The sequence below is a fragment of the Aeromicrobium sp. PFPM2_SD2 genome (assembly GCF_057364525.1).
Genome location: NZ_JBNFNZ010000285.1, coordinates 1 through 3,369, shown reverse-complemented (window position 1 = coordinate 3,369; position 3,369 = coordinate 1). Strand labels below are relative to the sequence as shown.

2 protein-coding genes and 2 pseudogenes are annotated in these 3,369 nt (G+C 73.5%); all 4 read left to right on the top strand.

Features of this window, described 5'->3' with window-relative positions; all coding sequences use genetic code 11:
- Positions 1–1,464: AMP-binding protein (locus AC2W7G_RS12180; RefSeq protein ID WP_485868675.1), on the top strand; the 1,464-nt coding region annotated here is incomplete at its 5' end.
- A 249-nt stretch (positions 1,465–1,713) separates the two neighbouring features.
- Positions 1,714–1,884 carry a hypothetical protein gene (locus AC2W7G_RS12175; protein WP_485868674.1) on the top strand — a complete coding sequence of 57 codons (171 nt, stop codon included), beginning with the start codon at positions 1,714–1,716 and terminating at the stop codon, positions 1,882–1,884.
- Positions 1,881–2,887: pseudogene (locus AC2W7G_RS12170) on the top strand (YihY/virulence factor BrkB family protein). The gene AC2W7G_RS12175 and the pseudogene AC2W7G_RS12170 overlap by 4 nt, the downstream one beginning before the upstream one ends.
- Positions 2,888–2,956: 69 nt before the next feature.
- Positions 2,957–3,348, top strand: a pseudogene (locus tag AC2W7G_RS12165) (cold-shock protein).
- Positions 3,349–3,369 lie beyond the last annotated feature (21 nt).

Sequence of the window (3,369 nt, the reverse complement as noted above, 5' to 3'; positions counted from 1 at the left end):
TGCACGCCAAACGCCCCACCGGGCACCGCGGCAGGTCGCGATCGTCGACGACGCGGGCGAGACCACCTGGAAGGAGCTCGCCGACGACGTCGACCGGCTGAGCGCCGCGCTGCGCGCCCGCGCGTCGGCGAGGGCGACGCGGTCGCGGTGCTGTGCCGCAACCACCGCTACATGGTCCAGACGCTCGTCGCGGCGATGCAGGTCGGCGCGAAGGTGCTGCTGCTCAACACGATGGCCAGCGGACGCCAGCTCGAGGAGCTCGTGGCGCGCGAGCGGGCGGTCATGGTGGTGCTCGACGAGGAGTTCCTCGGCCTGTGCGCGGCGCTCGACCCGGCGACGCTCGTCCTGGCCTGGGCCGACGAGCCCGGCGACCGGCCGACCGTCGCGGGCCTGGCGGCGCAGCACCCGGCCCAGCGGGTCCGCAAGCCGAAGCGGCACGGCCAGATCATCATCTTCACGTCCGGCACGACCGGGGCGCCGAAGGGCTCGCGCCGCGAGGAGCCCGACAGCCTGCGCCCGATCCTCACCTTCTTCGGCGCCATCCCGTACGAGGCCGGGGCGACCGTCGTCGTCGCCGCGCCGCTGTTCCACTCCTGGGGGCTGCTCAACTTCGGCTTCGGCCTGATCGCGACGCCGACCTACGTGATGCGCCGGCGCTTCGACCCGGCCCAGACCGTCCGCGACGTGGCCGAGCGACGGGCGTCCGTGCTGGTGGCCGTGCCGATCATGCTCCAGCGCATGGCCGACCTGCCCGCCGAGGCGACGCGCGGCCTGGACGTCTCCAGCCTCAGCATCACCGCGACGAGCGGCTCGGCCCTGGCCGGCGACCTGGCGATCCGGTTCATGGACCGCTTCACCGACTCCATCTACAACTTCTACGGCGCCACCGAGACCGCCTGGGTGACCGTCGCCAGCCCCGAGGACCTTCGCGCCGCGCCCGGCACCGCCGGCGTCCCGCCGCGCCGCACGACGGTCAAGGTGCTGGGCCCCGACGGCCGCGAGGTCCCGCAGGGCGAGACCGGCGTCATCCACGTCGGCAACGACATGCCCTTCGGCGGCTACACCGACGGCCGCACGAAGGAGTTCGCCGACGGGCTCATGAGCACCGGCGACGTCGGGCACGTCGACGAGGCCGGCCGGCTGTTCGTCTCCGGCCGCGACGACGAGATGATCGTCTCCGGCGGCGAGAACGTCTTCCCCCGCGAGCTCGAGGACGCGCTCGCCGAGCACCCGGCGGTCGCCGAGGTGGTCGTCGTCGGCGTGCCCGACCCCGACTGGGGCCAGACGCTCGCCGCCTACGTGGTGGTGCGCGACGGGCACGCGCTCGACGCCGCCGGGGTCGTCGACCACGCCAAGCAGCACGTCGCCCGCTTCGCCGTGCCGCGCCACGTGGTGTTCCTCGACGAGCTGCCGCGCAACCCCACCGGCAAGGTCCTGCGCCGCGAGCTGCCGCCGCACGTCTGACCGGCCCTCCCGGTCCCGCTGTGGCAGGCTTGCCGCCGTGGAGATCGTCTACGCGCCCGATCCCGACGGCGACGCCGACCCGGGCGAGGTCGTGTGGGCGTGGGTGCCCTACGAGGACGACCCGAGCCGGGGCAAGGACCGCCCGGTGCTCGTCGTGGCCCGCGAGGGCGACGACCTCGTCGCGCTCCCGATGACGTCCAAGGACCACGACCGCGACGCCGCCCAGGAGGCCCGGGCGGCCGCTTCTGGATGGACGTCGGCCGCGGTCCGTGGGACGCGCAGGGCCGGCCCAGCGAGGTGCGGCTCAACCGGTTCGTGCGCGTCCGCGCCGCCGACGTTCGGCGCGAGGGCGCGGTCGTGCCGCGTCCCGTCTTCGACCAGGTCGCGGCCGCGCTGCGTCCCTACCTCCCGGCCTCGTGAGCACCGTCGGGACGCTCGACGGCTTCCAGCGTCGCCACCGGGTCGTCGGGTTCCCGCTCGCCGTGGTCTACAAGTACTTCGACGACCAGGGTCCGTACCTGGCCGCGATCATCACCTACTACGCCTTCACCGCGATCTTCCCGCTGCTGCTCATCGCGTCGTCCGTGCTCGGCTTCCTGCTCCAGGGCGACACCGCGCTGCAGGAGACGCTGCTCGACAGCGCGGTGAGCCAGATCCCGGTCGTCGGCCCGCAGCTGGCCCGGCCCGAGGGCATCAGCGGCAGCGGCTCGGCGATCGTCGTCGGCGTGCTCGCCGCCCTGTACGGCTCGCTCGGCGTGGGCCAGTCGCTGCAGAACGCGTCCAACGTGGCGTGGTCGGTGCCGCGCAACAGCCGGGCCAACCCCTTCCTCATGCGCTGCGCAGCCTGCTGCTCGTGGGCATCGTCGGCCTGGCCGTCGTCGCGCTGACCATCATCACGTCCGTGCTCCCGACGCTCGAGCCCTTCCAGGAGGACGCCGCCTGGGTGTCGCGGCTCCTGGTCCCGATCACCTGGCTGCTGATCTGGGTCGTGTTCATGGCCCTGTTCCGGCTGTTCGCCGTCGTGCGACCCACGTGGGGCCGGGTCGCGCCGGGAGCGGCGTTCGTCGCCGTCGCCTGGGTCTCGCTGCAGCAGGGCGGCCAGGCCTACGTCAGCGGCGTCGTCAACCGGGCCAACGAGCTCAACAGCATCTTCGCCGTCGTCCTGGGCCTCATGGCGTTCATCTTCCTGGCGTCCTGCGCGGTCGTGCTGGGCCTGGAGGTGAACGTCGTGGTGGCCCGGCGCCTGTTCCCGCGGGCCCTGCTCACCCCGTTCACCGACCGCGTGCACCTCACCGACGCCGACCGCCGCGCCTACGAGCTGTACGCCAAGGCCCAGCGGCACAAGGGCTTCCAGTCCATCGACGTCCGCTTCGCCGGGCGCGACGACGAGGACGAGACCGACGCGCCGATCGGCTCGGCCTGAGGCCGGTACCGGACGACGCGGCGGCGACACTAGGCTGAGGCTTCGCACGAACCGAGAGTGAGGAGCGCCATGCCCACGGGCCGAGTGAAGTGGTTCGACGCCGACAAGGGCTTCGGATTCCTGAGCCAGGACGACGGCGCGGACGTCTACGTCCGCAGCGACGCCCTGCCCGCCGGCGTGTCCACGCTCAAGGCCGGCCAGCGCGTCGAGTTCGGCATCGCGCAGGGCCGGCGCGGCGACCAGGCGCTGCAGGTGCGGCTGCTGGAGCCGGCCACCTCGGTCGCGCGCAACCAGCCGCGCCGCCGCAAGGCGCCCGAGGACATGGTCGTCATCGTCGAGGACCTCATCGGCCTGCTCGACCGGCTCGGCGAGGGCTACCGCCACGGCCGGCACCCGGACGCCCGCACGGCCAAGCCGACGGCGAGCTGCTCGTCGCGCTCGCGGACGAGCTCGACCTCTAGCCGCGGGTCGCCGGCTCCTCG

What these genes read in the sequence shown, in the direction of transcription:
- AC2W7G_RS12175 (WP_485868674.1), top strand. Translation starts at nt 1,714, where the DNA reads ATGGACGTCGGCCGCGGTCCGTGGGACGCGCAGGGCCGGCCCAGCGAG.